This is a genomic window from Flavobacterium notoginsengisoli, assembly GCF_014207905.1.
In the GTDB taxonomy this organism is placed as follows: domain Bacteria; phylum Bacteroidota; class Bacteroidia; order Flavobacteriales; family Flavobacteriaceae; genus Flavobacterium; species Flavobacterium notoginsengisoli_A.
This window is the reverse complement of the sequence record NZ_JACHLB010000002.1, coordinates 673,545-697,150: the sequence shown is the minus strand read 5'-3', so window position 1 is coordinate 697,150 and position 23,606 is coordinate 673,545. Positions and strand designations below refer to the sequence as shown.

Here is a 23,606-nt window from a genome sequence, read left to right as displayed (position 1 = left end):
TTTAAAAACAAATCAATATGAAATGGCAAGGCAGAAGACAAAGTGATAATGTAGAAGACCGAAGAGGTATATCTGGCGGAAAAGCCGTAATCGGCGGTGGAATAATTGGTATCATTATCCTTTTAGTAAATGTTTTCGGAGGCGAAAATGCCCAAATGATTACTCCTGTTTTAGAGCAACTGCAAGGTGGACAAAATCAACAGACCGAAGCAGCAGCACCTTTAAGCAAAGAAGATGAAGAAATGGGGAATTTTGTGAGAGTTATTTTGGCAGATAATGAAGACATCTGGAGTAAAATTTTTGCTGAACATGGCATGACTTACGAAAAACCAAAATTAGTTCTTTTTAAAGGTTCTGTACAAACTGCCTGTGGCGGTGCATCATCTGCTTCTGGTCCTTTTTATTGTCCTGGAGACCGAAAAGTTTATATGGATTTAGCTTTTTTTGAAGAATTAAAAACCAAATTTGGAGCAAAAGGAGGCGATTTTGCCATTGCTTATGTAATTGCTCATGAAATTGGACATCATATTCAGACTTTATTAGGAACATCTGCAAAAATGCGTCAAGATCAGCAAGGAAAAAGCGAAGCAGAAGCAAATAAATTATCAGTCGCTTTAGAATTGCAAGCAGATTTTTATGCTGGAGTTTGGGCACATTACAATCAGGAAAATTTAGATCCAGGCGATATCGAAGAAGCCTTAAGTGCCGCAAATGCAGTTGGAGACGATGCTATTCAAAGTAAAATGCAAGGACATGTAGTTCCAGATTCTTTTACGCACGGATCATCTGAACAAAGAATGTATTGGTTTAATAGAGGTTACAAAACTGGCGATATTAAACAAGGAACTACATTTGAAGAAATTCGATAATACATAAACCAAATATAATAACCACCAAAAAAAGCACAACTTAGCAGTTGTGCTTTTTTAATTTTCAATATTTTAAATTCCAAATCTTACAAGATTGAAACCTTTATTTATAAAAAAGAAACATAACAAACTGATCTATTTTCGTCTTCGTCTAAATTGTCAATCAATATATGAAAACATAGCCAGCGGTTTCAACCTCTGGAACGTAACGTTACCAAAACGCATATCCACATCGTCAACGCGGTTGAAACCGCAAGCTATATTTTAAATTGGAATTTGGGATTTTGTGTCTTGAAATTTGTTTAAGTATAAAAACAAAAAAGCCTTGAATTTCTTCAAGGCTTTAAATCTGGGTGGCTGACCGGGTTCGAACCGGCGACCCGCGGCACCACAAACCGCTACTCTAACCAGCTGAGCTACAACCACCATTTTTCTGCTTAGCGAGTGCAAATATAGAACAAAGGTTGAGTTCTACAAAGAAAAAAATGAAAAATTTTCATAAAAATTATATCAAATCTTCTAAGCTGTTGACTGCCAAACATCTTTCAACTGTAAAACCTTCAGCAAAATCTTTCCCAACTAGTCTTCCTAGGTCTTGCGCACGATAATTTAAGCTTTCAAAGAAGTTTTTACTCGTAATTGGTGTTGCAGGTTCTTTCGAATTCGGATCATAAAATTGTGTTTTATAAGCCGAAATCGCTTCTACTTTCTTTTCTTCGAATCCCGTAATATCTACAACGAAATCTGGAGTAATATTTTTCCACTGAATATAATGATAAACCACTTTTGGTCTCCAAGCTTCTTGTGGCTTGCCATCAATCGAAGTTTCGATTTTCATTAAACCAGAAAGAAAACAAGCATCAGAAACTAATTTGCTTCCTTTTCCGTGATCGATATGACGGTCATCGATTGCGTTACACAATACAATTTCTGGTTTGTATTTACGGATCATTTTTATAACCTCCAATTGATGTTTTTCGTCATTTACAAAAAATCCATCACGCATGCGTAAATTTTCACGCACTAGAACGCCTAAAATCTTCGCCGCATCTTTTGCTTCCTGATCTCTGGTTTCAGCTGTTCCACGCGTTCCTAATTCACCGCGTGTTAAATCAACGATTCCTACTTTCTTCCCAAGAGAAACCTCTTTTAAAATGGTTCCCGCACAACCCAATTCTACATCATCCGGATGTGCACCAAAGGCTAATATGTCTAGTTTCATTTGTTTTTTGTTTGTTTTGTTTCAGGTTTAAAGTTTCAAGTTACGTGTAGAACGTGAAACCTGAAACTTTAAACTTTAAACTATTTTTAAGCTATTTTCAATACTCTTTTCATCGTCATCGATTTGTTGACGCTTTCCTCCCATTCTTTTTCTGGGATACTTTCTTTTGTTATACCACATCCCATGTACAGAATAGCTTTGTTTTCTAGGATTTGCATGCTTCGCAAATTTACGAATAAATCAGAACTAGCTTTGCCTTCATTAAAACTGCTATTAAGTTCACCCAAGAAACCGCTGTAAAAAGTACGATCATACTTTTCGTTTTCTATAATAAAGGCTTTTGCTTTTTTCTTTGGCAAACCACAGACAGCCGGCGTTGGATGAAGCGTATCGATCACTTCTTCCAAAGTAGAATTCTCTTTTAAAACTCCTGAAATATCCGTTTTAATATGCCAAATTGATCCAGCTTTCAAACTATACGGCTCAGAAACGACTACTGAAGCAGCAAACTCACGAAGTCTTTTTACAATAAAATCGGTTACAAACTGCTGTTCGTCTTTTTCTTTTTGCTGCCAAATAATTTCTGATTGATTACTGTCTTTCTGAGTTCCTGCCAAAGCCATAGTTTCAAAAACATTTCCGTTTGCTTTTAAAAGTTTCTCCGGCGTTGCTCCCATCCAAAAACCGACATTAGGATGAAAAAAGCAGTAACAGAATGTTGCAGGATATAATTGAACTAAATGCTGAAAAGTTTCAATAAAATCAAATTCGGATAAAAGCACTTCTTCACTACGTGACAAAACTACTTTTTTGAATTCCTCGTTTTTAATTGCTTGAATTCCCTGAGCGACTAAATATTCATATTGAAATTTAGCTTCGGGATCAAAACTCAAATCATCAATTTCGATTGAATTAAATGATGTAGTTTCTTTTTCAGACGTTATAATTTCAGATTCATTTTCTGGAATAAGAATCAATTGCCTTTCATCAAATGAAGCAAAAACAAATCCTTTTTCAGTGTAATCAGTAATCTTATATAAACTATTATTTTGCTGCAAAAGCCCGTATAGACTTTCAGCATTGGGTTTTGAGTAAATTACAAAAGGTAAATTTTTATTGTAATGTTGTTTTGTTTTTGAAAAAAAATTATTCATGTTTTAAAAGTTGAACTTGGTAATCTAAAAGTTCTTTTTTTGTTTGGAAGAAAGTTCTTGAAATAACAAAATGATAATTCATAAGTGATTCTGTTAATAATTGCAATACTTCTTCCAGATATTGATTGCCATTAAAATAAACCCATTCTTCAGATAAATATTTATTGAATGAAGCTCTTATTTCTACAGTTATCACTGGTTCATAAACAGCATCATCTAAGAGTTTTTCAATTTGTTTTCTAAATTTCACTTCTTCTTTTTTCAGAAGTTTCATTCCCTCATTAATCACTTCGACTGTACATGTTCTGTAAATAAACTCAGAAGCATGCATCATTTTCACATAAAAATCTATTTTGTAATCATAGCTTTTATCTAATTCGAAGATTTTTTTGTAAAGTTCATTTAGCTCAATATCTTTATTTTGATTTTTTGCCAATTCTAAAAAGTACAAATAGATTTGCTTGTCATTTTCAATGATTTCTTCTTTGATTTTCTTTAAATCAAGCTCTAATTCATTTACTAGTTCTTGAGCATTTTTAGCAAAAAACTTATGCCCATCATAAGAGAATGATTTTATTTTGAAATTTCCGCTTACAATCTGCTTCAATGTATTAATATCATTTTCCAAAGAAATTGTACTGTAAATTAAATCAACTGCATTATTACTAAACAAATCCTTAAGATTTTTTTGAGGTAATTTTCCAGCTAAAGAATTCAAATCGAGAACTTCAATATTTTTACTATCGTAATATTTGTTATAAGTAGCATCAAATGAATTAGCAAAAAAATCATTCTTGTATTCTTTTACAAACTCTTCATTATTATGAAAAACAACAGTATTCTCGTATGAGATTGAAGAAAACACTTTGTTTGTAAACTTGTTTTGCAATGCAACACCATCTTTAAATAACCCAATAGCTAACGCATTATTTTCGTTGATAACATCCAAATTCAATCTTTCTAGCTCCTTAATTCTGTCTTCAGTACTTGGATGTGTTCCCCATTTATTTTCAATTACCAGTTTAGACTTATTAAACCTGCTTAAAAATTCTGGTGTTAATTGAGGTAAATCATTTTCTACCTTTAAATTGCTATTTACAGCAATAAAATTCATCACAAATGCTTGTTGTGAATAGAGGTTCTCCGTTGTTATCGAATCTGGGATTTTTTTTCCGTAATACTCTAAAACGGTAGTAAAAGAATGATCTGCAAGATCTAGCCTTAATAACGAAGTAATTAAAGGTTTTGACCCAGTAACACTAGCTGCAACAGCATCTGCATGAAACTCCATTTGTCTCGATAATGCATGATAACTAATGTTTACAACATTATAAACTTGCTGTAAAATCCATTGAATACCTGCAACAATTTTAACGGCAAGCGCAGTAAAAAATGCAAAATATCCATTTACACTTCCCCAACTTTGAGCTATCGAGTTATACGAATCATTATCATAAAGCATATTATGAATAATTTGATTCACATTATAAACATAACTGCCCACTTTCATGCTTTTTTGTGAAAAATGTCCAAATTCGTGTGCAAGAATAGCTTTAAGTTCAATTTCTGAAACAGAATTGACAAGACCAACTCCTATCTGAAGATTTTTCTTAATTGGCAAAAACATACTCCAAAAAGTCGAATCGTAAAAAACACAGGCATTAACATCTGAAGACAAATACACTTTTTTGGGAAAATCAGTTTCTACAACATTTACAATTTCATCAATAAAAGCAAACAATTTGGGTTCGTCTTCACGGGTAATTTCAATTAAATGAGAGCGATCGATCTTATGTTTTACAAACATAAACTTAAAGAGAAAAATCAAAACAAGAATTCCCATGCACAAAAGCCCAGCACCAAGCATAACAGTTATAAATGTTGGTTTGGCAGCGATAATCATAATACCGCCAATAGCTGCCAAAGCTGTAATACCTACTCCGCAAAGAATTAGAAAAATATAAACAAAAAAGAAAAACAAAACAGAAAGAATCGCTTTTGTGGTCATCCTTTTGAAAGTCGAAGTAACTGGAGCTTTGTAATTTTGCGTCATTAAACTTGAAAAAGTTAGTTTATAATATATTTTAAATTTTCTTTCTTTCCAAAACCATATTCGTCAATTTGCAAAGCGAAACCAAATTACCTTCTTCATCGGTAATCTTAATTTCCCATAAATGCAGACTTCTTCCTTTGTGAATAATTCTGGCTGTGCCAAAAACATAACCTTCACGAATACTTTTTAGATGATTTGCTGAAATTTCGATTCCTCTTACCTCCTGCTCTTTCGGATTGATAAAAAAGAAGGAAGCCGCACTCCCAACACTTTCTGCTAAAGCTACAGAAGCGCCGCCGTGCAATAATCCCATTGGCTGGTGAACGCTTGGATTTACAGGCATTTTTGCAGTTAAAAAATCTTCTCCGGCGTCGATATATTCAATTTTCAGCGTTTCCATTAATGTGTTTTTAGAAAACTCATTGCAACGCGCCAAAATTTGCTCTTTTGTATAATTCATTAAAATAATCTTTAAAATCGTAAAATTAAAGAAAGATAAGATACAAAAGCGAAAAAACGGATTCTAAAATTAAAAATCAATTATAAACTTGTCAGTTTTTTGCTATTTTTACAAAAACAATAAACATAAATCTTGGCTGATTATTTTTGCCACAGATTTAAAAGATTAAAAAATATATAGCTACGAATTTCACAAATTTCCAAGAATTTTAACTCAATTAATTTGTGAAAATTCGCGTAATTCGTGGCAAAAAAAAGAAAAAATAATGCGTCAATACTTTGCAATCTTTGTTCTGGGTTTAATTCTAGCTTTTAGTTCTTGTAGAACGGACTTTGACACTGTTGCGAGTACTGGAGATTTGAAGTTTTCAAAAGACACGGTTTATTTGGATACTGTTTTTAAAAATATTGGATCAAGTACTTACCAATTAAAAGTGTATAATCGAAGTAAAAATGATATTTCGATTCCAGTTGTACAGCTTAAAAAAGGTTTAAATTCTAAATACCGTATGACGGTTGACGGAATGACTGGCAACAACGGAAAGATCTTTAATAATGTTACGCTTTTAGCAAAAGACAGTCTTTACATTTTTATAGAGACCACAGCCGATATTACAGACGCCAATCCGACAGATTTTTTATATACCGATGAAATTCAGTTTGACAGCGGCGCTAATCTTCAGGAAGTGGCTTTGGTAACTTTAATTCAAGATGCTGTTTTTTTATATCCAAATCAAAATCCAGACGGAACAAAAGAAAAAATAAACATCGAAGGCAAAGATGTTGACGGATTTTATCTCAGCGAAAATGATCCAGAAAACAGAAATGAACTTATTTTTACCAAACAAAAACCGTACGTAATTTATGGTTACGCAGGTGTTCCAGAAAACAAAACTGTAACTTTTGAAGCTGGCTCAAGAGTTCATTTTCATGCTAATTCAGGTTTGTATATAGCAAATAATGCTTCATTAAAAATTAACGGAACAACCTCAACAACAGATAAACTCGAAAACGAAGTTATTTTTGAAGGCGATCGTCTGGAATCACTTTACTCGGATATTCCGGGACAATGGAAATCGGTTCTTTTTGCAAACGGAAGTACCAATCACTCCATCAATCATTTGACTTTAAAAAATGCTGTTATCGGATTAGATTTTAAAAATCCTTTCAATACCATTACAATTCAAAACTCACAGATTTACAATTGCGCTGAATATGGGATTTTGGCTCAAAACGCTCAAATTGTCGGCGAAAACATTGTGATTAATTATGCTGGTTTAGCAAGTTTGTCTTGCGTTTATGGCGGAAATTATAAATTCACGCATTGTACTTTCAATAATAATTGGTCTAATCCTTCTCACTTTGCTGTTAACATAAGTAATAGTTTAAGCGGAGCTTCTCCAGAATCAAACGCCTTAACACAAGCAACTTTTAACAATTGTATTATTTATGGTTCAAATTTCAATGAATTCAATTTAAGTAAAAACACGGCTTCTCCGTTTGTCTACCAATTAAATAATTGTTTATTAAAATTTGGAAGCACAACAAATCCACTTTATCAATTTAAAACCGATACCGAACATTATAACAATATCATTCTAAACGAAAATCCAAAGTTTTATAATGTTTCTCAGAATAAATTCAATATTGATAAAACTTCTGCCGCTTTCGCGAAAGGGAATCAGGCATTTATAATTCCAACTGATATTTTGGGAATTACTAGAACTTCTCCGCCAGATTTGGGCGCTTATCAGAGTCAGGATTTCCCGAAGTAAATTTTATTTGCCGCGAAGGCGCTAAGTCACAAAGTTTTTTTTAACAAAGTATTCCACAAAGTTTGTCATTTCGACGAAGGAGAAATCTTCGCAAGTAGCTCCGTACAGAATATCTCTAATTTTTGTAGAGTTTCTCGTGAAGATTTCTCCTTCGTCGAAATGACATAAAATGACGGAAATCATTCCGTTTTTGACAAAAAATCTTTGCGACTTCGCGCCTTCGCGGCAAATAAAATTTTCCTCTTTCTGCAAATTTCTCGGATTTCCTTTAGAAAAATTTGTAATTAAATTTTAAGAATCCCTTCTTCTTCACGTGATACATTTTTGATTAAAATTTGAAAAACAACAGACGTTTACAAGAAAAAATTGAATGTCAAAAAATGTTAAATTTCGAGCATAATCAGAAGCAAAAAAATTGCATTTTCAGGGTAAAATAGAGTAAAAATAAATAATTAAAAAGGCGTTGTTCGTTGCTTTTTTTTTTGGTTTGAATTGACTAAATTTGCACCTCAATACAACAAACACACAAAATGATCCATTTCTTTGAAAACCAAAGCAAAACTGTTTTTGCCGTACAAACGGAAAACGAAATTTCAGCTCAAGACATTTCAAAATTAAACTGGCTTTTTGCCGACGCACATAAGATCGAGAAATCCGCTTTGACGGATTTTTTTGTTGGTCCGCGTGCAACTATGATTACACCTTGGAGTACCAATGCCGTAGAAATTACTCAAAACATGGGAATTTCAGGTATTATCAGAATCGAGGAATTTCATCCTGCAACGGAAGATTTCAATGATTTTGACCCAATGCTTTCTCAAAAATTTAATGGATTAGACCAAGAAATCTACACAATCAACATTCAGCCGGAACCAATTTTAGAAATTGATGATATCGCTGCTTATAACAAAGTGGAAGGTTTAGCTTTAAGCGAAGAAGAAGTTGATTACTTAAACAATCTTTCGACTAAACTAGGAAGAAAATTAACAGACTCAGAGATTTTTGCTTTTTCTCAGGCAAACTCAGAGCATTGCCGTCACAAAATTTTCAACGGAACATTTGTGATCGACGGAGAAGAAAAAGAAACTTCTCTTTTCAAATTAATCAAAAAAACATCTCAGGAAAATCCTAACGATATTGTTTCTGCTTACAAAGACAACGTTGCTTTTGTAAAGGGACCAAAAGTGCAGCAATTTGCACCAAAATCGGCAGACAAACCTGATTTCTACGAAATAAAAGAATTTGATTCTGTAATCTCATTAAAAGCAGAAACACATAATTTCCCAACAACAGTTGAGCCTTTCAACGGAGCTGCAACAGGATCTGGAGGAGAAATTCGTGACCGTTTAGCTGGAGGTCAAGGATCATTGCCATTAGCCGGAACTGCTGTTTACATGACTTCTTACTCTCGTTTGAAAGAAGACAGAAAATGGGAAAATGCAGTTGAAGAAAGAAAATGGTTGTACCAAACGCCAATGGATATCTTGATCAAAGCTTCAAATGGAGCTTCTGATTTCGGAAATAAATTTGGTCAACCGCTTATTACCGGTTCTGTTTTAACTTTCGAACACGAAGAAGAAAACAGAAAAATTGGTTACGATAAAGTAATCATGCAAGCGGGTGGAATTGGTTATGGAAAATTAGATCAATCTATCAAACACAAACCAAAAGAAGGCGATAAAATTGTAATTCTTGGAGGTGAAAACTATAGAATCGGAATGGGTGGTGCTGCGGTTTCTTCTGCAGATACAGGAGCTTTCGGTTCAGGAATTGAGTTGAATGCGATTCAGCGTTCAAACCCAGAAATGCAAAAACGTGCTGCAAATGCGATTCGTGGTTTAGTAGAAAGCGACAATAATCCAATTGTTTCTATTCACGATCACGGTGCGGGCGGACACTTAAACTGTCTTTCTGAATTGGTAGAAGAAACTGGTGGTTTGATCGATTTAGATAAATTGCCTGTTGGAGATCCAACACTTTCTGCAAAAGAAATTATCGGTAACGAATCTCAAGAAAGAATGGGATTGGTTATTGGTCAAAAAGATATCGATACTTTACAAAGAATTGCTGACAGAGAGCGTTCTCCAATGTACGAGGTTGGAGATGTAACGGGAGATCACCGTTTTACATTCGAATCTAAAACAAACGGTTCAAAACCGATGGATTATGCTTTAGAAGATTTCTTCGGAAGTTCTCCAAAAACGGTTATGACTGACAATACAGTTGACAGAAAATATGCTGACGTTGCTTACAACGCAGGAGATTTCGAATCATATTTAAAAGACGTTTTACGTTTAGAAGCTGTTGCTTCAAAAGACTGGTTAACGAACAAAGTGGACCGTTGCGTTGGAGGAAAAGTAGCTAAACAGCAAAATGCAGGTCCGTTACAATTGCCTTTAAATAATGTTGGAGTTATGGCTTTGGATTATTTAGGAAAAGAAGGTATTGCAACTTCTATTGGTCATGCTCCTATCGCTGCTTTGATTGATCCAGTTGCAGGATCTAGAAATGCAATTGCAGAATCGTTATCAAACCTTATTTGGGCTCCAATTAAAGATCAGTTAAAAGGAGTTTCTTTATCTGCAAACTGGATGTGGGCTTGTAAAAACGAAGGTGAAGACGCTCGTTTATACGCTGCAGTTGAAGGTTGTTCAGAATTTGCAATTGAATTGGGAATCAATATTCCGACAGGAAAAGATTCACTTTCAATGAAACAAAAATATCCAAACGACGAAGTAATTGCGCCAGGAACGGTTATTATTTCAGCTGCTGGAAACTGTACTGATATTAGAAAAGTAGTTGAACCAGTTTTACAGAAAAACGGAGATTCAATCTATTATATCAATTTGTCTCAAGATGATTTCAAATTAGGAGGTTCATCTTTTGCACAAATCAGAAATACAATCGGAAATGAAACTTCTACTATTAAAAACGCTTCTTTCTTCAAAAATGCATTTAATACCGTTCAGGAATTAATCGGCGAAAGCCAAATCTTAGCAGGACACGATATCGGAAGCGGTGGTTTGATCACAACTTTATTAGAATTGTGTTTTGCTGATGTAAATTTGGGAGCTAAAATTGATTTCAGCGCTTTCGCAGAAAAAGACTTGTTGAAAATCCTTTTCGCAGAAAACATCGGAATCGTATTCCAAGCTAAATCTGACGCGGCAGTTGAAGCTAAATTAAAAGCTAACAATATCGAATTCTTCAAATTAGGTACAGTTCAAAGCGTAGCAAGTTTGGAATTTGGAGCTTATAAATTGGATATTCCAACATACAGAGATGTGTGGTTCGAAACTTCTTATTTATTAGATCAAAAACAATCTAAAAACGGAAGAGCTCAGGCACGTTTTGAAAACTATAAAAATCAGGTTTTAAATTATACTTTCCCAACACATTTTACAGGAAGGAAACCAGAAATCGACAACTCTAAACCAAGACCAAAAGCGGCTATTATCCGTGAAAAAGGAAGTAATTCTGAGCGTGAAATGGCAAATGCTATGTACTTAGCAGGTTTTGACGTAAAAGACGTTCACATGACGGATTTAATTTCTGGACGTGAAACTCTTGAAGATATCCAATTCATTGGAGCAGTTGGAGGATTCTCTAACTCAGACGTTTTAGGTTCGGCTAAAGGTTGGGCTGGAGCTTTCTTGTACAACGAAAAAGCAAAAACAGCTTTAGATAATTTCTTCAAAAGAGAAGATACACTTTCTGTTGGAATCTGTAACGGATGCCAGTTGTTTATGGAATTAGAAGTTATTAATCCAGAGCACGAAATTCACGGAAAAATGCACCACAACGAAAGCCAGAAACACGAAAGTATCTTTACTTCTGTAACAGTTCAGGAGAATAATTCAGTTATGTTATCGACATTGGCTGGAAGCACTTTAGGAGTTTGGGTTTCTCACGGAGAAGGTAAATTCAAATTGCCTTATGCAGAAGATCAATACAACATTGTTTCTAAATATGCTTACGAAGGTTATCCAGCAAATCCAAACGGTTCTGATTACAACACCGCAATGATGTGTGACAAAACGGGAAGACATTTGGTTATGATGCCTCATATTGAGCGTTCGACTTTCCAATGGAACTGGGCGCATTATCCAAAAGACAGAAATGACGAGGTTACGCCTTGGCACGAAGCTTTTGTTAATGCCAGAAAATGGATTGAGAAAAACTAAGAAATATATTTTCACAAGAAGCGCCCGAATTTATCGGGCGTTTTTTTTTGATAGCCACGAATTACACGAATTTTCGCGAATTTTCTTTTGTTTTATTTGTGCAAATAAAAAGCAAGACTGTAATCATTTTAATCTGTGGCAAAAAAAATAATTCGTGAAAATTCGTGTAATTCGTGGCTAAAAAACACCTCGACGCTATCCCCACATCGTCAGGGCATTTTCATATTTTAATCTTTAAAAGCTGATGCTATTCCTGTTACAATATTAGCAGTTCCAAAAGCAAATAATCCTGAAGCGATTGCTGTTTGTCCAGAGAAATATTGACTTTCTCTAACTATAATACTAAAAATTGTTCCGCCGGCTAATCCAGCAATTAAGCCTAAACCAATTGTCGAAATAATCCACCAAGGCTCTGGTTCTGGAATTGGATGTTTTTTTAATAATTCGCGCCACCAGCCTGGGTACTTTGTACCGCACCATCCCATCGCTAAGAAAAAAGCAGTTTCCATAATATTCTAATTTATATAAAGCCTACTCTTTTGCTTTTCGGCTTCCGCATTATGACTGGGATAAAAGTAAGATTTAGGCTTTTTAATTATGCTATGAAATTTCCCGTTTTTGAGAGGGGAAAAATCCCCTTTTTACACAACTTAATTCTATTCAAAGGAAACCATTAATAAGCCCTAAGTCTAATTTAATAATATCTTAAGGCGCTTTATTCGGCTTTATTTCATTCGAAAAATAACTTTGTGACATGGAAAAATGGAAACAAAATTTAGTCGCAGCAATTTTATTATTTGCCTTTAGTCAGAACTCGTTTAGTCAGAAAAAAAATTCGATAAACGGAACCGTTTCGGATGGAAAAACTCCTATCGAATTTGTTGATGTTGTTTTAAAACCAGTTAGCGATACAACCAAAACGATTGCATACGCCGTTACGGATGCTACAGGAAAATTTATTCTCGAAAACATCAATCCCTCAGATTATATTTTAAAACTAAGATTAATTGGTTTTAAGACATTCACTCAAAAAGTAAAATATAGTGGAAATTCAATTTCGCTTGGAAATATAACTTTACAGGAAGATGCTAATCTTTTAAACACGGTCGTTGTAAATTCTCAGAAAAAACAAATTCAAAAAACTGCAGAAGGTTTTGTTTTTAATACCGTATCGAATATTTCACAATCTGGCGGAACAGCAATTGATATGCTAAAAAACATTCCAACTGTTGCTGTAGATGCTGACGATGCTATTTCACTAAGAGGGAAAACGCCTTTGATTTTAATTAACGGAAAAAATTCTGCTATTACCGATATGAATCAAATTCCAGCGAGCAGTATTGAAAGTATTGAAATTATCACAAGTCCGACAGCAAAATACGATGCTAATGCAGAAAGCGGAATTATAAATATTAAACTCAAAAAAAATAATTTAAACGGATTGAATGGTTCTGCGGTTCTTGGCGCTGGTTTTGGAGCAAAAGGAAGAATGAACAGTTCGGTTCTTTTAAACAATAAAACTGACAAATGGAATTTAGGAATTGCTTACGATAATCGTTTTGCAGGAAGAACTAAAAGCATAAAAGGTGAAAGAACAAATTATTTTATTGATGATGAACATTTTATCAATCAAAAAAGGCATGATCAGAGAACGGAAGGCTTGCAGAATTTAAAATTTAATGTTGATTTTTCTCCAAATGAAAAAAACACATTTTCATTTGAAGCACTTGGAAACCTTGAAAATAAAGACAATGATGAAACATTAAAAACAGATATTTTTAATAATTCAAATCAGTTTTTTTCTGGAAATCAACGTCATTCTATGGAAATACAGAAAGCTAAAGCGGCAGAAATGGCTTTCAATTATGACAGAAAATTTGCAGATGATCGAAAAAGCTTAAATGCAAGCATTACAACTTCATTCAATTTTGGAAGAGAAAATACCGATATTGACACCAATCAATACGATGAAAATGAAACTGTAATTGGCGATCCGTTTTTACAGCGAACGCATAACTATTCTAAAGAAAACATTTCTAACGCTATTTTAAATTATGCTTTTCCAATTTCAGAAAAATCGATGATTGAAACGGGATACAAAGGAACTTTCAGATTCTTTAATTCTGATTTTCAAAGTGCCGATTTTATCAATAATGAATATGTTGTAAATCCACTAACAAGCAATATTTTTGACTTTAACGAACAAATAAATGCTCTTTACGGACTTTGGAATTCCTATTCGGGTTCTAAAGAAAACCAGAAATGGAAATACAATATAGGACTTCGCGCAGAACAAGTTTCAAATAATGGAAAAACAGAAAATGGAAGCGATAACTTTTCAAATAATTATTTAAAACTTTTTCCGTCTGCATCGATACAACTGAATCTGCAATCTGACGAATCTGTAAAATTAGGTTACAGCAAACGTATTAACCGTCCAGATTTAGATGATTTAAATCCGTTTGTGGATATTACAGACGCTTTGAATCCTCATGGTGGAAATCCGTATTTGAAACCAGAAATTATTCATATTGCCGAATTAAGCTATAATAAAGATTGGGATAAATATTCTCTTTCTGGAAATGCATTTTATAGAAATGCCAACAATACGATTAGACAATATTCTATACTTCAGGAAAATGGAGCTGTTTTATTGCAACCACAAAACATTGGCAGCATGATAACTTACGGACTTGAAACTATTTTCACATTAAAACCAATTTCATTCTATGATGCGAATATTAGCCTTACTGCTTTTCAGCAAAATATTGATGTGGGCAATTTAGAAGGTGTAGAAGATGTTACCAACAATGCTTTTAGCTGGTACGGAAAAATCATCAATAATTTTCTTCCTTGGAAAGGCGGAAAACTTCAAATTATTGGAAATTACAATTCTGCCGTTGCCACTCCGCAAGGAAAACGAATTCCGATTTATAATATAGATATGGGTTTTCAGCAAAAATTAGGAAAAGGAAATGCCCGATTGGGATTAGTCGTTACCGATATGTTTAACACCTTAGAAAGTGGTTATAAAAACAATACTTTATTATTTAGAAACTACAGAACTTCTAAATCTGATACTCGCGCTTTGATGGTGACTTTTGCTTATACTTTTAGATCTGATTTTAAAGAAAAATTACTAGAAAATCAGTTTTCTACGGAGTAAAAACTTACCAAAAATCATTAAAAACTAAAAATTTCATTCTTGTATTTTTAACGTTCGATTCTATTGAAAATTTAATTTATATTCGCCAAACCAAAAATCGGCTATTAGATTTTTCAATCCCAAAAACATTAAACCTACATAGAATGAAATTTTTAAAATTACTTCTCTTCAGCAGTTTCTTTTTAACTGTTTTTCAAACTTATTCTCAAATCAAAGTCGATCAGATTACGTATAAAGTTCATGATCATTATATTACCACTACAATCGGATATCCTGTTGTTGGAACATTTTTTTCTGAAGGCAAAAAAGAACCTATTGTACAATTAAATGAAGACGGAAGCGGTGTTTTTCAATTTGAAGATTTAACAAAAGAAAATATTGTTTGGGGTATCGAATGCACAGAAGAAGGCGTTCCTACTTTTAAAGAAGGATTTAATAGTGCCACCTACACTTTTTGGTATAGAGATAAAAATAAAGAAGATTGGAATTACACTCAATTTTCTATTCACTTCAACAAAAAGAAAATGTTCATTATGGGCGAGCGTATGAAAGATTACGAAGATTATAATGATATGAAAAAACCATATAGTAAATAAATTTTTCTCTCTTTTTTGCAAAATTTACTATTAAAAAGAAAACGTTTTCGTTGAATTTTAATAGTACCCATAAAATTTGCCATTTTATTTTATAAAATTAAAAATCATACCCAAATTTTATTTAATTTGCAGTAAAATTCAATATTTTAAACATGGTTCCAATCACACGCCTTTTTGATTTTCCCTACTATCAACAAGAAACTTACAACCTTCCAGTCGCTCTTGCAACCAAAAAAAATGGAGCTTGGGAAAAAACATCTAGCCAGGAATATATTGCAAAAGCAAATGCTGTTTCGAGAGCATTATTGCGCATGGGCGTTCAGAAAGATGATAAAATTGCTTTAATTACTTCAAACAATAGAACCGAATGGAATATCATGGATATTGGTATTTTACAGACTGGTGCTCAAAATGTTCCTATTTATCCAACGATTGCTGAGGAAGATTATGAATATATTTTAAATCATAGTGGCAGTATTTACTGTTTCGTTTCTGATGAAGAAGTTTTACAAAAAGTAAACGCAATTAAAGCTAATGTTCCAACATTAAAAGAAGTATATTCTTTTAATGAAATTGCAGGCTGTAAACATTGGACAGATTTGCTGTTAGCTGGAGAAGATGAAAGCAATCAAAATGAAGTTGAAGCTAGAAAAGACAGTATAAAAACAGACGATTTAGCAACGATTATTTATACTTCTGGAACAACCGGAAGACCTAAAGGAGTAATGCTTTCACATAAAAATATTGTTTCAAACGTTTTGGACAGTGCGCCAAGAATTCCGTTTGATCCAGGAAAAAGTACGGCTTTAAGCTTCTTGCCTATTTGCCATATTTTTGAAAGAATGATTTTGTACATCTATCAATATTACGGTGTTTCAGTTTATTTTGGAGAATCTATTGACAAAATCAGTGATAACTTAAAAGAAGTTCGTCCAACTGTAATTACAGCTGTTCCGAGGCTTTTAGAAAAAGTTTACGATAAAATTTATGCCAAAGGTGCAGAACTAACAGGAATTAAGAAAAAACTGTTTTTCTGGGCAATTGATTTAGGTTTAAAATATGAACCATACGGCGCAAATGGAGCTTGGTATGAATTCCAATTAAAAATTGCCCGCAAATTGATTTTCAGCAAATGGAAAGAAGGTTTGGGCGGAAATTTAGATTTAATGGTTTCTGGAAGTGCAGCTTTACAACCACGTTTAACAAGAGTTTTTGCTGCAGCAGAAATTCCGGTTATGGAAGGTTACGGTTTAACTGAAACTTCTCCCGTAATTGCTGTAAACGATCAAAGAAATAAAGGTTTTAAAATTGGAACCGTTGGAAAACCAATTCGTAATCTTGAAGTTAAAATTGCTCAAGACGGTGAAATTTTAATAAAAGGTCCAAACGTAATGCTAGGCTATTACAATGATCCTGAAAAAACGTCTGAGGCTTTACAAGATGGTTATTTCCATACAGGAGATATTGGAGAAATTGATAGTGAAGGTTTCTTAAAAATTACTGACCGTAAGAAAGAAATGTTTAAGACTTCTGGAGGTAAATATATTGCACCACAAATGATCGAAAATGCTATGAAACAATCTCGTTTTATTGAGCAGATTATGGTTATTGGAGAAGGCGAAAAAATGCCAGCTGCTTTTATTCAGCCAAACTTTGAATTTGTAAAAGAATGGGCAAAAATCCATAAAATTACTTTAGGAAGTACAGATAAAGAAATCAGTGAAAATCCAGATGTTATTAAACGTATCGACGAAGAAGTTGAAGGAATCAACAAAAAGTTTGGACATTGGGAACAAGTAAAACGTTTTGAACTTACACCAGATGTTTGGTCTATCGACGGCGGACAGCTAACACCTACTTTAAAATTAAAGCGTAAAATCATTAAAGAAATTTACAAAGATCTTTACGCAAAAATCTACGGGAACAATTAATAAATCAAAATAATATAACCAAACGAAAACGGCTGTCAATTGACAGCCGTTTTTATTTAAGCCTTCTTTCCAGCTTTAATTTTATACTTCATGACATCTTTAAGCATTGATCTATTTTTTTCGTTAAAATGCAGTAACTCTAAAGCTATTTCCGGTTTCTTATCAATTTTATTGGCTACTATTTCGTAGGCAATATTTTTTGTCAATTCTTCCATCTTTTGATCTCTTTTAAACTCTTGCTTTATTGCTTGTAAAAAAGATTCTGAATTTGTTTCTGAAACATCTTTGCCATAAACCTCCGAAATAGTTTCTGCCAACTCATCTGTTGTTTTTATGTTACTAAAATAATTATTCAAACAATTGTAAGCATCTTTATTGGTTCGCCAGCCTTCTCTTAGTAGCACTTGTGCTTCAGAAATATTTCCAATCTTATTTTTGTAGATCAATGAAGCTTTTACATACTGAAAATTAGCTTTATACCTGTCAATCACTTTCTGAAAATATTTATCTGCTTCTTTCTTTTCTTTTAGAATCAAATACAAATCGCCAGTTTTTTCATCTTGATTTAATTCTTTATAAATTTCAATTGCCTGTCTGTATGCATGTCCTTTTTCATAACATTCCGCAGCCTTTGCTTTATTATTAAGGTACTTTAAATAAATTGCAGCAGCTTCATTATACATTTCTCCATTTTCAAGAACTCCTGCTGCTTTATTATAATTCTTAAGCAGCTTTATATAAATATGAGCCGCTTTGGAGTATTCTTTCTGCTCTATATATTTTTCTGCTAGTTTTTCATATCGATCTTGCAATGTATTAAAACGTTGCGAATCAAGCAAAGCAGAACTTCCAGAGCGTGAAATTGAGCGTGAAGAAGATCCTTGTAATGCAAGTGCAACAATAAAAACAACGACAAATAGAATTATTAGAACAGTAAAAAATGGATAATCACCAAAACTATTACTGTTAAAGCTACAGCCTCTAATTACAGATACAAAAATCAAAACAAAAATCCATCTTAATACTCCTGAAGCCGAAGAACTCAGATTTCCAATTATGCCTCCGATTCCTTGTCCAAAAGAACCACCATTCGAACCAAAATAAAATTTCCCATAAGCTCCTCCTCTTCCTGTTCCAAGTGTATCTAACGGAATTGCCATTTTTAAAGCTACTTCAGGTTTTTTTTCTAAAAAGGCCAAAAACTTGTCCATTTCCTTCTGATTTCCATTCAATAATTTTTGGATATTGAATGGCAAATTTTCAATCATTTCCTCTTCTGAATAGGGATTTTCAATGTTTTCCAAAATCTTTTCTGCATCAACTTCTAAACGGAAAGAAGAAATAAATTGAGGAATTGAAACTGTTTTGGATGGCTCTAGAATATTAATGCTTCTTTCTTCCGAAACCTCAACGAGATCATTCCAATTAACCTCTTCATCCAATTCTACCAAACCAATGTCAGGATGCAGAAAATGATAACATTCAGAGAACAATTTAGTCCATTCTTCTTTTGTTAACTGAGGCTCGATTGTCGTATATTCAGGAATAAAAAGTTTATTTTCTACTAATTGGCAACAGTTATTTTTATCAATATCTGTTAAACTGATTTTATTTTTATTGAAAACCAAGCAACCAAATAATTCATTCGCTTTTGAAGAAGGAATGGGAAAAACCTTGATACTATCAAGTGCTAGGCCCATTTTTTGAATTTCTTTAAGCCATATTTCCACAGAGGCACTTTTAATAAAAATGCCTTCCTTTGGAAATATATTTTTCGAATTTATCTTTAATTTAAGCTCCATGGTTTAATATATTCTGAATAAAAGAATTAAGATACTTTTCCCTAAAAACCTCGGTATCCATACTCATTTGCTGGTATTCTTTCGAAATAAAATAGTTGTTTCCTGTAAACTCTGTCTTTGATGCCATGGCAGTTGGAATATTAATTACAAAAGGAATATAAAACGTTTCTATCTGCTTATTGCTGCTTTCAAAAATCAGAATTCCATTTTGATTCGTTATTTTACTTCCGTCTGCAGTGATTAAATATTGTGTTTCTATGTAACAAACATCACCGTTTTTTTCTATTTCTTTCTTTAACTTTTCTGCTTCATCTCGATTTACGTTACTAAGAATGACACTAAAATCGTAGTCTATAATTTCTTTAATTTCCAGCGGACTTTTATCGGTAAATTGTTTTAGCGTTTTAAATAAATTAACAGCTGATGTTCCTTTGTTTTTGAGAATCAAATTCACTCTTTCTTCAAAAAAAACTTCAGAAGGTTTTCTCATAAAGTTTCTGTATTTCTGAAATAACAAGTTTGAAATGTAATAATCGTTTATTTTTAAATTTCCTTCTTCAATTACTGCAGCATCTAATTTTTTAATGATATTGTATTTTATTTTTGAACTTTTAAAAAGATTTACAAACACAGATCTTTTTTGAAAATAATTATCATAAACTTTTTTTATATCAACTCCATCAAGTTTGTTTGCCTTAAAATCATCATCAATAAGCCAAAAATTAATATTATCTGTAAAATAGAATTCGTTTTCATGTTCAAATACTTTTACATTTCCTGCATTTATTTCACTAGCAAAATCTCCACTGTTTTTTAGTTCATAAGTATTCAGATTAATTGTGCTAACATATTGCCTGAAATTAAAATAATTATACAACAAGATTCTTTCTCCTTCGCTATTTACTTTCATCGCAAAATTTCCATTTTTAAAAGGAAGATTCGAAGCTATTTTTACAAAACCTTTTTCAAATTTTTCATCACCAAACTTAAACAGACTATTATTCATGTAAACAAAACTCTCATTCTCATAAGAAAATATGTTTTGATAAGTTCTTTCTACAGGATAAAATAATGGAATTGTATTTTCTGAAAGGTCTTTTACGGCATACTTTTTTGTGTGGTCTCTTACCCACAATTCATCTAACGGCATAATAATATGCTGTAACATTTTCCTGCCTTTATTATGGTTTTTGAAGATTTTAATGCTTTCCAATTCCATTTCAAAAACATACTTAATCTCAGAAAAATAATCACTTAGCGCTTTTTGCATAGGAGCGAGTTTTAAACTTTCTTCTGAAGAAAAAAGAAACACTTCCTGATTTTTGCTTTCAATTTTATTTTCTTTAAAAAAGGCATCAAGTCCTTTTGAGCATTCTAGTTTTCCATTAAGTTCGCCTAAAGAATAAATTATTTCATTGATATTATCCAATGAAATTTCTTTGAATGAATCTCCAACGGCAAAAACTTTACACTCAATATCGGTCTTAGGATGTCTTGCAATCGCAATTGCTGAAGCAAAAGACAAAATTTTAGGATTTCCCCAGTTTTTAAGAGAAACGTCAATCAACAAAATACGCTGAAATTTATCTGCTTCTGGCGGAACTTCTCTTTGTATATATAAAGCTTCATTATTTGCAATTCTGGACATAAAAACATCGTCATCATGAGCAAATTCAGAGATGACCAGTTTATCAAAATCTCCTTTATTAGTCAAGTCTGAAATGCCTCCTAAAGGCTGTTGGCTAGGATGATTATGATGTAACGGAATATTTAAACCAGACCATAAACGTTTTATCAAACTTCCAACTTGAAATGTCCTATCATCTTCAATTAGCTGATCTACAAAATCGGTTACATTCTCAGATAGTTTTTTTTCTTCTAAAATTTCATCTTCCAACTTATCATTTAAATCCTGTTGCGGTAAATTTGCCATAGCATCTAAAATCGACTGAACCGTTGGAAACTTTGCTTTTAAAAGTGCGATTGTTCTAAAATCTTTAATAAAATTACCCAGATTAAAAGGCTGTTTGTCTTGAAATTTTATTCCATTTTTTTTCTTCTCACGATATTCATCAAGTATTTTTTTTGCCTTTTCTGACGAAACTCTTTTATGGCAATCATGAAAAATTGTCTGAAAAAGCTCTAAACGTTTTTCGCCTCTTTTATATTCTTCTGGTAGAGACGATAATATTTTTAAAAAGTCTATCACTGCACCAACTCTGAAGAACTCACCCTCAGGATTAGCATACGAAGCTTTGTTTAATTTAATCTTCTCTTCCGCTTTAAGGCTTATCACATAAATAGAACCTTCATTTTCTTGATTTGTTCCTATTATAGCAAGTAAAAGCGAGCCAAATGGCGGAAAACCATCATCAGATAAAAACTCTAAAATTTCAAAAATAAATTCTTCGTAAGCAATGGTAAATGTGTTCGGAATTGATATGACCTCACTTCCATTATCAGAAGAAAGCCGACTATCAAATTCCCAAAAATAATCTTCAAAAGATTGAACGTATTTTTCTAGTTCCATTTTATTTATGAAAAAGTTAAGCGAAATGAGCTTATAGAAAGCGGTTTAAAGTTTATAATTGGTATATTAAAATAAGTATTGTCTGTGTTCCAAAGCACAATATTTTCTTCTGTCGGGTTTAATTTTTTCTGCATTATTTTAGTTAAAGCATTCCATTCGAAATCATATCCAGAGGGCATTAGAAAATTATTTTCAAACCAATATGTATCGCCTTTTAATGGCAATAAAGGAGTTCCGATAATCAATGCTTTTTTATCAAAAACAATCCAGCGTAAAGGTTCCAATCTATATTTTGGAGCAGATTCGATATATGTTTTCAATTCTTCACAATCCACCAATAAGGCATATGCTTCTCTGGTATTTTCTGAAGGTTTCAAAGTCATCTTAACTTTTTGATTAATGCCAAAAAAGTTATGATTAAACTTTGGCAGCAAAATAGGTAAAGCCCTTAAAATTGGTGTCCATAATAATCCCGAAGGAAGCTTTTTTAGAGGCAGAAGTTTATCTTTTTCAAAAAGTAAATTTTCTTTTAGCTCATATAATTTTGTGTACGGAATTTGTAGCATTTCCGGTGAACTAATCTGTGCAAAAGAAAAATCTTTAACCCAAATCACATCCGACTCAAAAGCAACTTTTAAATTCTCCCAATGTCTTATTGCTCCTAAAAATTCCTTATGCTCTTTATTTATTTCTAAAAAATACATTTTAAATAGTTTGTAGAATTTTCTGCCACAAAGATTCTATATGATTCTGGATATACTTTTTTTGCTCTACATCTTTAATCCAATCACAACGTGTCTGAATATATCTCAGCTTATCTTTAATTACGTTTTGCTCTTCAAAAGAAAGGTTTTCATCTTGCCATTTCTCTGTTAGATAATTAACTTCTTTCATTACGCTTTCGGCATCTGGCGTTTTATTGTATAATGCCTGCGGATGTGCTGAGGCAGAATTATCTTTTTCGATAATCTTATTAATAATTCCTTCTAAAATTTCGATTTGTTCTTCGTTATCCCAAATATATTTCAGCACCCAAAAATCAGAAACAATTGCTTCATTTCGACCACACATTAAGGCACTTGCAGCTATAAGGTTTTGAAGCTTTACAGCACGTCTGTCAGACACTTTAATTCCTGTATTTCGAAGACTGTGGATAATATCAACATATTCTTTTCGAATTGCTGTTAAATCTACTTTACGGCAAAGTATCTGTAATTCACGGACTTCATCAGCCGAAATTGTTGGATTTTCTCTTACTTCAGAGCCTTCTAATCTCCATCCAGCCAATAAAACTTCGTGCAATAAGTCTGGTTCTACATAATCACAATTAATACGAATTAAGAAACGATCTAGCAAAGCGTTTAATGCTTCATCTTCAGGCAAAACGTTACTTGCTCCAACAAACATAAGAGCGGGTAATTTTTTAGTTTCTTTACCACGACGAAATATTTTCTCATTGAGCGCCATTAGTAAACTATTCAAAATAGCAGAATTGGCGTTAAAAATCTCATCTAGAAAAACCATTGAAGCTTCTGGCATCATCCCATCTGTATTTGTTACTAATTCACCTTCTTTTAGTTTTCGAATATCAAAAGGGCCAAAAATCTCATTGGGTTCTGTAAAACGAGTTAAAAGATATTCGAAGTTTTTATCGCCTTCAATACCTTTCGATAAAGATCTGACAATAGCACTTTTTGCAGTTCCTGGAGGTCCTAACAAAAAAGCATTTTCTCTAGCCAATAATCCAATTCCTAAAAGGTCTATAATTTCATTTTTTCCAACAAAAGTTTCTTTTATATGTTTTAAAACGGCATTTAATTTAGCTGTAGCATTCATTATTTTACTTCTATTTTTATTAATTCGTT

General features: G+C 32.8%; 15 protein-coding genes and 1 tRNA gene. 6 read left to right on the top strand and 10 right to left on the bottom strand.

The genetic code is table 11. The annotated features are described in order from the left end of the window. Positions 1-17 precede the first annotated feature (17 nt). Positions 18-869 (top strand): KPN_02809 family neutral zinc metallopeptidase, encoded by an 852-nt coding sequence (gene ypfJ, locus HNP35_RS09910; protein WP_184160889.1) that lies wholly within the window; start codon positions 18-20, stop codon positions 867-869. A gap of 352 nt (positions 870-1,221) precedes the next feature. On the opposite strand, the gene HNP35_RS09905 is transcribed toward ypfJ, so the two are convergent. From HNP35_RS09905 to HNP35_RS09885, 5 genes are all read right to left on the bottom strand, one after another. Continuing rightward, positions 1,222-1,295: transfer RNA gene (locus tag HNP35_RS09905), tRNA-His, on the bottom strand. Positions 1,296-1,374: 79 nt separating this feature from the next. After that, complete coding sequence (gene bshB1, locus HNP35_RS09900) at positions 1,375-2,091, bottom strand: bacillithiol biosynthesis deacetylase BshB1 (RefSeq protein ID WP_184160886.1); 717 nt, start codon at positions 2,089-2,091, stop codon at positions 1,375-1,377. An 86-nt stretch (positions 2,092-2,177) separates the two neighbouring features. Continuing rightward, entirely contained in the window at positions 2,178-3,245 is a 1,068-nt protein-coding gene (locus HNP35_RS09895) for a chorismate-binding protein (protein ID WP_184160883.1), read from the bottom strand. Next, on the bottom strand, positions 3,238-5,298 hold the full coding sequence (locus HNP35_RS09890; RefSeq protein ID WP_184160879.1) for a M48 family metallopeptidase: 2,061 nt from the start codon (positions 5,296-5,298) through the stop codon (positions 3,238-3,240). The genes HNP35_RS09895 and HNP35_RS09890 overlap by 8 nt, the downstream gene beginning before the upstream one ends. A gap of 31 nt (positions 5,299-5,329) precedes the next feature. Further along, positions 5,330-5,758, bottom strand: coding sequence for a PaaI family thioesterase (locus HNP35_RS09885; protein WP_184160878.1), 429 nt, complete (start codon positions 5,756-5,758; stop codon positions 5,330-5,332). Positions 5,759-6,023: 265 nt separating this feature from the next. On the opposite strand from HNP35_RS09885, the gene HNP35_RS09880 reads away from it, so the two are divergent. Continuing rightward, the gene (locus HNP35_RS09880) at positions 6,024-7,532 is read left to right on the top strand and encodes a hypothetical protein (protein ID WP_184160875.1); all 1,509 of its coding nucleotides are present in this window, start codon (positions 6,024-6,026) and stop codon (positions 7,530-7,532) included. 530 nt (positions 7,533-8,062) lie between these two features. Then, entirely contained in the window at positions 8,063-11,716 is a 3,654-nt protein-coding gene (purL, locus tag HNP35_RS09875) for a phosphoribosylformylglycinamidine synthase (RefSeq protein WP_184160872.1), read from the top strand. A gap of 227 nt (positions 11,717-11,943) precedes the next feature. On the opposite strand, the gene HNP35_RS09870 is transcribed toward purL, so the two are convergent. After that, positions 11,944-12,225, bottom strand: coding sequence for a hypothetical protein (locus tag HNP35_RS09870; protein WP_184160868.1), 282 nt, complete (start codon positions 12,223-12,225; stop codon positions 11,944-11,946). Positions 12,226-12,470: 245 nt separating this feature from the next. On the opposite strand from HNP35_RS09870, the gene HNP35_RS09865 reads away from it, so the two are divergent. The 3 genes from HNP35_RS09865 to HNP35_RS09855 all read left to right on the top strand — a co-directional run bounded on the left by HNP35_RS09865 (position 12,471) and on the right by HNP35_RS09855 (position 17,409). Continuing rightward, positions 12,471-14,882 carry a TonB-dependent receptor domain-containing protein gene (locus HNP35_RS09865; protein WP_184160865.1) on the top strand — a complete coding sequence of 804 codons (2,412 nt, stop codon included), beginning with the start codon at positions 12,471-12,473 and terminating at the stop codon, positions 14,880-14,882. Positions 14,883-15,025: 143 nt separating this feature from the next. Beyond that, positions 15,026-15,478 carry a hypothetical protein gene (locus HNP35_RS09860; RefSeq protein WP_184160862.1) on the top strand — a complete coding sequence of 151 codons (453 nt, stop codon included), beginning with the start codon at positions 15,026-15,028 and terminating at the stop codon, positions 15,476-15,478. 152 nt (positions 15,479-15,630) lie between these two features. Next, on the top strand, positions 15,631-17,409 hold the full coding sequence (locus HNP35_RS09855; protein WP_184160859.1) for an AMP-dependent synthetase/ligase: 1,779 nt from the start codon (positions 15,631-15,633) through the stop codon (positions 17,407-17,409). 56 nt (positions 17,410-17,465) lie between these two features. On the opposite strand, the gene HNP35_RS09850 is transcribed toward HNP35_RS09855, so the two are convergent. From HNP35_RS09850 to HNP35_RS09835, 4 genes are read right to left on the bottom strand one after another with little or no spacing between them, the layout of a single operon-like run. Next, positions 17,466-19,211 carry a hypothetical protein gene (locus HNP35_RS09850; protein WP_221433435.1) on the bottom strand — a complete coding sequence of 582 codons (1,746 nt, stop codon included), beginning with the start codon at positions 19,209-19,211 and terminating at the stop codon, positions 17,466-17,468. Continuing rightward, on the bottom strand, positions 19,201-21,741 hold the full coding sequence (locus tag HNP35_RS09845; protein ID WP_184160853.1) for a ribosomal protein L7/L12: 2,541 nt from the start codon (positions 21,739-21,741) through the stop codon (positions 19,201-19,203). The genes HNP35_RS09850 and HNP35_RS09845 overlap by 11 nt, the downstream gene beginning before the upstream one ends. Before the next feature lie 5 nt (positions 21,742-21,746). Next, entirely contained in the window at positions 21,747-22,445 is a 699-nt protein-coding gene (locus HNP35_RS09840) for a hypothetical protein (protein WP_184160850.1), read from the bottom strand. A 1-nt stretch (position 22,446) separates the two neighbouring features. After that, positions 22,447-23,577, bottom strand: a complete 1,131-nt coding sequence (locus HNP35_RS09835; protein WP_184160847.1) for an AAA family ATPase — start codon at positions 23,575-23,577, stop codon at positions 22,447-22,449. Positions 23,578-23,606: the final 29 nt, after the last annotated feature.